Origin of the sequence: Borrelia sp. RT5S, from assembly GCF_021165755.1 — a bacterium.
Taxonomy (GTDB): Bacteria; Spirochaetota; Spirochaetia; order Borreliales; family Borreliaceae; genus Borrelia.
On the sequence record NZ_CP088940.1, the window covers coordinates 24705 to 30932 of the forward strand.

General features: G+C 35.0%; 6 protein-coding genes. 2 read left to right on the plus strand and 4 right to left on the minus strand.

Annotated elements, in window-relative coordinates; translation table 11 throughout:
- Both LSO06_RS05070 and LSO06_RS05075 read right to left on the minus strand, forming a co-directional pair.
- The gene (locus tag LSO06_RS05070) at positions 1–963 is read right to left on the minus strand and encodes a hypothetical protein (RefSeq protein ID WP_231761020.1); all 963 of its coding nucleotides are present in this window, start codon (positions 961–963) and stop codon (positions 1–3) included.
- Entirely contained in the window at positions 953–2011 is a 1059-nt protein-coding gene (locus LSO06_RS05075) for a baseplate J/gp47 family protein (protein WP_231761021.1), read from the minus strand. Before LSO06_RS05075 ends, LSO06_RS05070 begins: the two co-directional genes overlap by 11 nt.
- 101 nt (positions 2012–2112) lie before the next feature.
- On the opposite strand from LSO06_RS05075, the gene LSO06_RS05080 reads away from it, so the two are divergent.
- Together LSO06_RS05080 and bdr are read left to right on the plus strand one after the other, a co-directional pair.
- Positions 2113–2667 (plus strand): phage baseplate assembly protein V, encoded by a 555-nt coding sequence (locus LSO06_RS05080; RefSeq protein WP_231761022.1) that lies wholly within the window; start codon positions 2113–2115, stop codon positions 2665–2667.
- Positions 2668–2731: 64 nt separating this feature from the next.
- On the plus strand, positions 2732–3217 hold the full coding sequence (gene bdr / locus LSO06_RS05085) for a Bdr family repetitive protein (protein WP_231761023.1): 486 nt from the start codon (positions 2732–2734) through the stop codon (positions 3215–3217).
- Positions 3218–3265: 48 nt separating this feature from the next.
- Here bdr and LSO06_RS05090 read toward each other — a convergent pair whose 3' ends face one another.
- On the minus strand, positions 3266–3448 hold the full coding sequence (locus LSO06_RS05090; RefSeq protein WP_231761024.1) for a sporulation protein Cse60: 183 nt from the start codon (positions 3446–3448) through the stop codon (positions 3266–3268).
- A complete protein-coding gene (locus LSO06_RS05095) occupies positions 3439–5028 on the minus strand; it encodes a protelomerase family protein (RefSeq protein ID WP_231761025.1) in 1590 nt (529 codons plus the stop codon). The genes LSO06_RS05090 and LSO06_RS05095 overlap by 10 nt, the downstream gene beginning before the upstream one ends.
- Positions 5029–6228 lie beyond the last annotated feature (1200 nt).

The following is a 6228-nucleotide window of genomic DNA, read 5'->3' on the forward strand; positions in this document are numbered from 1 at the left end:
CTAGTGTTTATATATGTCTTGAGGGTCTCTGAAGACATATATCTGTGAGTCATCTCCCCTGAGGAAATAGTTATCAATCACATCCTGAATGATTGGTAGTTTAATAGCAGGGTCTGTAAATAAGATTATTACCTTTTGGTCTCCTGAGTCCTTTGTTATTTTCATAAGTTCTCTTTTAGTAGAGGTTGTAAACTTACTAGATGAATTTTTGCTTACAACAGAATTAAGAGTAAACGCCTCATGAGGAAGCATAATGGCATCCTTAACGTAGTCTTTAAGTTCATCTTTAATGAAAGGCGACCCACCTGCTGCTACAAGCTCATCGTATGAGTATTTCTTAGCGCCATTCTTTAGTTTATGTGGCTTTAATACAAATCTGATTATCTCAATTTGAATGTAGGGAGGTATAGCTCTTTCTAGGTATTCTAATGCCTGTAGTTTTTGCTCCTCTTCTAGCATGTAGACTTCAATAGAGATAAACTCCTTCCCGTCTTCTTGATAATCTGAGTACCACCACCTGTCGTCTTTCTTACCAAAAATTGTCGAGAGAATATCTTCTGTCTGTTTTGCGGTACCCATCCATTGAATGAAATCAAGACCCTCTTTTACCATTCTGTGGTAAAACTTTTCCCTATCTTCCTTCTCAAAAGAGAAGATAGGGAACCCCCAAGCACGTGCCTGACTTTGTAAGTGCTTATAATCAGCAGGGTTATCTGGATCTAGTAGATGCCAAAAAAAGTTTTTATGTACCCTTTGTGCGATCTTAAATTCTTCATAAAATGTATGAATAGCAAGCTCAGCAAGCCTTCTATGTGGCTCGCTCTCTAGTACTTCGTAGCTAATCTTATTAAGATAATATTCTCTGTATACTTCAAATTCTTTACAATTATAATCTATTTCTACTTCTACCTGCATACTGTCTTCTGTATTCATGTTGTCTTTTGTATTCATTCTAATCCTCAAATGAGATTGAAGCCTCCCAATATTCGTTAACAGCTGCAGTTTGATCTTCTCTAGGCACAATGATATTAACTCCATTGCCTAACATGCGATACATGTCATATAAACTAAAAGACGCACCCATATTAAGGCTTGCAATATATTTTTGTAACCTAGCCTTGCATAGATTGCTATTAATACTGTTGTCTTTTTTCTTAAGTTTGATGTTAACTGTCTTCTTTATAGCCTTCTTATAATCAATTTTTTCTAACACCTCATATCTGTGAGCAATAGTTTTAAGTACCAGTTGCTTCATCTCTTCTTCTGTTGTTGTGTCCTTATGAGGTCTTAGTGTAAATTTGGTATTATTAACACCCTTTCTTTCAATCAAAACTTCTCTTATAAGATCTGTATCCTCTAACTTGCGTTTGTAATATGAGTTTGTGTCTCGTAACGTTAGTCCATTAATTTCTCTTAAAATCCTAGCTCTATAAGCCTCATCATCTTCCCTATCCTCACCCCTAGTATTAATACTTGCAATTTCTAAGTGAGTCAGGCCTGTAATAAATTCATCTGTATAAAGCTTCCCTTTCTCAAGGTTATATAGAGCACCCTCAACTGTGGCTTTAAGTAGTATTGTATCGTTACCCTTACTAGTAAATTTAGTTGTATCTAATGCTGTATATTCAAGCCTGCCGTTTGTCTTTTGTGTCTCTTGTTGCTCAGCATAGTAAAATTTAGTGTCGCTACTAATCTCTCCATTGCCTGAACCGATGATCTTGCAAACAAGTCTAGCTTCCCTAGCAGGTTTTCTCCTAAGTCCAATCTTGCTTGCTTCCATGTCTAGGAACAAACCTTCTGATTTCCTAATATCATAGTTCTTCCCAACAGAGTAAGTCTCATTCCTAATGTCTAGCCTAAGCTCAAGCATCAAGTTTAATAAAGCAATATCTCTACTATTAGAATTTGTATCAACCCCGAAATCAACGGCCTTCCTAAAGAAAACCTCCCGAATGTCCTGCTGCTCCTCAAAAGGCACAAACTGCCTTAATTCTTCTTCTCCTACCTTCATCCTTCAACCCAATATATTCAAGCAGCCTAAAGATAATTATATCATATTATTATTTCAAGGTCAATTAAATGTGTTAAAATTTAGGTATTAAAGGAGTAAAGATGGATGGGTTTAAGATAATTGAGTTGTGTAAAAGGTACCTACCCAGTAATTTAGTTGGGGTTGTAGTACAGATAAATGAGAATTCCTTGGCTGTTGAAGTTGAGCTAGAAGGGCATGCTATTACTTTGCCTGCAGTTCGCATGATTGCAGGGCGTGAGTTTGATTATGTACCTGAGGTTGGATCTGAGGTTGTGATTGCATTTCTTAATAACAAATTTGACCAGCCATTTGTAATAGGTGCACTCAGTGGGGTTGGGCGCAAGAAGGAAAGTGTGAGTGGTGATAAGGTCTCGCTTGATGCTGGCGAGCGTAAGGTTGCAATTCGTAATGATAATGCTAGTACTAAGCTTATCTTGGAGAAGATTAACAAAAATGTTAATACTCTTCGCGATGAGATTAGAACAGGCTTGGATGTAAGTGTTACTCTTACAGGTACTGCTGTTGTAGGAGCAGCTACAATGGCTGTTACTGCACCTGTTAGAGGTACAGCTAGTAAGAATATTAATATTGATACTTATCCTGATAAAGCTATTGAGGATCTATTTAAAGATTAACTAGCAAGACAATATGTTAAAATTAGATTAGAATGAGATTAGGTTGAGATGCAAGGGGGTGTGTATGAGTAATCTTGCGTATGATCGCTTACCGGAGTATGAGGAAGTAAAGCAGGTATTTCTTGACAAGGGGTTTCCAGAGGCAGTAGTTCAGTATGTTTTACTTCGAAACTCTAATTATAACTATGAGAGTTTGCAAACTAGAATGACTGTGCTTGAGAAACAAATGGTAACTCTTAGTAAAGATGTTAAGGAAGGCACAAGCAAGCTTGATGGTAAGATAGAGTCAGTAAGGAGTGAGCTTAGAGGTGATATAGGTAAGCTAGAGGACAAGATAGGTAAGCTAGAGGACAAGATAGGTAAGCTTGAGAACAAGATAGAGACAGTCAAGGGCGACATAGAGACAGTAAGGGCCGAGCTACTATCTGAGCTTAAGGAAAATAGGAAAGAGCTTAAAAGTGATATTAAGGCAGCGATAAGCCCTATTTATTGGATACTAGGAGTAGGAGTACCAGCAGCGGTAATGTTGCTTTCATATTTTAAAAAATAAGAATGAGGGGTATGGGTGCACAAATGCTTTTTATAAAGGTATTGTTGTTTATTTGTAAACAATTAAAGCGTAGTGTAGCTCATTAGCATAAGACTCGCTTGAATAAGTAGAGATCGCATACTTGATATTAATTACTTGCTTCCCATCATGCTCAAGGTCTTTTATTATCTGGTTAATAGCGTATTCTAAATCTTGTGAAGTATTAAACCCCCCAGTAGCCATTACTCGCATAACTGGACCGTAAAGGCTTGACGCATAGATTTAATCTTGTGCTTAATAAGAACAATTTCCTTAGTAAGAAGTTTAAATAATGTCTTGTAACGTGATTGAGTTAATGTAGGGAACTTGTCTTTTATAGTAATGTAATCAAATACGTCAATAAGAACAGCTTTGGTGCTGAGTAAACCCTTGCCTAGAATAAAGGATAAAATAGCAAAGTTCTCATCAATAGTCTCTTTGCTTTTAAAAGGAAGCATCGTGTTAAGCCTAGCAGCTTCATCAGGAATGAGAGTATTCTTAATAAAGTCTTTATCAATAGATGTTTTCTTAATACCGGCAATCTTAACCTCACCTTTTTTATCAATACCAGTAAAGTGATCAAAGAATTCCTTAATCATCTCTCCATTGGATTTAACATTGTACCCATTCTGAGCAAGTATTTTCCTAAATTCATATTTAAGCTCCTTTATATTAAAGAGCTTACCATTGGTATTAAAGAGGTCAATGGCTATGATCATGGACTCTTTAAATGAATCAAAGGTCCTAGCCCGCATGATCTTGCGTTTATCAGATATTCTAGGGTTAAGAGAAGGTGTATAGAGCCAGTTTAGCATCCTTTTACTTATTTCTAGTTTTCTATTTTGCCTAATGTAGGCAACCTTGAGATGTAAGTCAGTAAGTACAGCAGCCCTTGTGAGTTTAAAATCCCTATAACTTTGTGCAGCCGACTCATCATCAACATGCCCTAGTATTTCAGCAACCCTTGGAAGTATTTCCTTACCACCTGAGGCATCATTAAAGTAGCCTTCACGTTTTAAGATAAGAGTTGTGTAAATGGCCCGCAAGTCAGAAGTAGTAAATTTGGAGTCAAATAGCTTAATAAGTACTTGCTTGAGTAGATTGCTAAGCTCAGCATCGCTAAACTCATTATCTTCCCATCTTTGTCTTAAGTCTTTATAAAGTGCAGTACTTGTAAGGGTATTGTATGCATCAAGAAATAGGGATTTAGGAACAGTTAAAGGTATGGGATAGGGAGTGCTAAATCGCGCTAGATCTCCAGTCTTAAGCTGCCCTTGGAATAAAACACCCTCTTCATCCTTACCTATGTCACTAAATGAACCAACAATAATCTCCATCCGCCTCCTACCTGAAGCAAGCAGTAGTCCTGTGTAGAGAAATTCAAATCTATGTGAGAGTAGAAGCTCTTTAGTAAGAGTTAAGATTTCAGTTTTATTAAAAGATTTCTTATATATACTGCGTTCTTTAGTTTTACTAATCGTGTCTTGTGCAAGTTGGTTATATTCGTCTCTTGAGAGCTTAAAGTAGTTAAGCATTGGGTGCTCTGGATTAAGAGCTTTAAATGTTTTTCTTATCTTTGTAATAGTGACTTTAACATAATGAGGAGAGTAAGTAGAGTTACCTTTAAGAATGTTTAAAAATGCTTTTGCTCGTCCATTAAGTCTAAGTTTATAAGTTTTAGCATCAATAATACCATTAGCTAGATATGCATCAAGAGAGCGCACTTCCTTAATGAGATTTGTAGTAAAATTATTAAGATTAGAAATTTTATCCTCACTAGTAGTTTCATCCATTATAAGCTCCCTCTTAAATTGACGATCTAGTTATAAGATCTACTAGGCAGTAATGAATACTCCTAGGAAGCATAATACTTACGCTTAATACTAGATTTATTATAATACTACACCATTAACATGTCAATATATTTACTCCTTTTAGGGTAATTATAATAATCTTTTTGTTAAGGATAAAACAACTAAAGAATTGAGGGGATAAGTAGGTCAAATACATATATTAAATATAAATATAGAAAGATAAAAAGAGTAAGGGAGGTGTTAAGAGTAAGGACATATTCTATATAGCAATAAAGTTACACAATACAATAAAACAATACACTTTCCAATTATATAATATAATTGGAAAGTGTATTGTTTTATTGTATGTGTAACTATCTTATATCTTTCTATATTTATATTTAATATATGTATTTGACCTACTTATCCCTCAATTCTTTAGTTGTTTTATCCTTAACAAAAGATTATTATAAAAGAGTAAATATATTGACATGTTAATGGTGTAGTATTATAATAAATCTAGTATTAAGCATAAGTATTATGCTTCTAGTATTCATTACTGCCTAGTAGATCTTATAACTAGATCGTCAATTTAGAGGAGCTATAATGGATGAAACTACTAGTGAGGATAAAATTTCTAATCTTAATAATTTTACTACAAATCTCATTGGAAGTGCGCTCTCTTGATGCATATCTAGCTAATGTATTATTGATGCTAAAACTATAAACTTAGACTTAATGGACGAGCAAAAGCATTTTTAAACATTCTTAAAGGTAACTCTACTTACTCTCTCATTATGTTAAAGTCACTATTACAAGATAAGAAAAACATTTAAATCTTAATCAGAGCACCAATCTTAACTACTTTAAGCTCTCAAAGACGAATATAACCAACTTGCACAAGACGATGAATAAAACTAACGCAGTATATATAAGAAATCTTTTAATAAAACTGAAATCTTAACTCTTACTAAAGGCTTCTACTCTCACATAGATTTGAATTTCTCTACACAGGACTACTGCTTCAGGTAGGAGGCGGAAATTATTGTTGGTTCATTTAGTGACATAGGTAAGGATGAAGAGTGTTTTATTCAAGAGGCAAGACTGGAGATCTAGCGCGATTGCTACTCCTATCCCAACAACTGTTCTAAATCCCTATTTCTTGATGCATAATACCCTTACAAGTACTGCACTTTAAAA